Here is a 549-nt window from a genome sequence, read left to right as displayed (position 1 = left end):
CAGACTGAGAGCCAGAAGCCTCAGCAGGGGCAGCAAGTGCAGCAGCCACAGACACCTAATACAACAACTCAGCCGCCTACACAGACGCAGCAGACACAGGTGCAGGGGCAGCAGGGTTCAGAGCAGAAGCCCGGACAGGGACAGACTCCTACAACGACAGTGGAGAAACCTGGACAGGGACAGGGACAGGCTCCGACAACATCAGTTCAGCCGCCTTCACAGTCTCAGGGGCAGAACCAGACGCCTTCCACCACCACGCAGTCCCCCACGCAGGGGCAGCAGGGAACAGAGCAAAAACCCGCACAGGGCCAGCAGCAGCCGACAACGGCGCCTACTACTAATCCTACGCAGAACCAGCCTACACAGAACCAGCCTACACAGAACCAGCCTACACAGAACCAGCCTACACAGAACCAGCCGGTGCAGAACCAGCCTACTCAGAACCAGCCTACTCAGAACCAGCCTACTCAGAACCAGCCTGCGCAGAACCAGCTTGCGCAGAACCAGCCTGCGCAGAATCAGCCTGCGCAGAATCAGCCTGCGCAGAAT

At 59.4% G+C, this 549-nt stretch carries 1 protein-coding gene; it reads left to right on the top strand.

Annotation, left to right across the window (positions count from 1 at the left end; translation table 11 throughout):
- Positions 1 to 36 precede the first annotated feature (36 nt).
- Positions 37 to 549 (top strand): hypothetical protein (locus RDV48_31350; protein ID MDQ7827332.1); only part of this gene is annotated, 513 nt, incomplete at its 3' end.

This window comes from Candidatus Eremiobacterota bacterium, from assembly GCA_031082125.1.
Lineage (GTDB): Bacteria > Vulcanimicrobiota > CADAWZ01 > CADAWZ01 > Ess09-12 > Ess09-12.
Note: the sequence above shows the minus strand (reverse complement) of the source record. Positions and strands in the feature narration are given on the sequence as shown.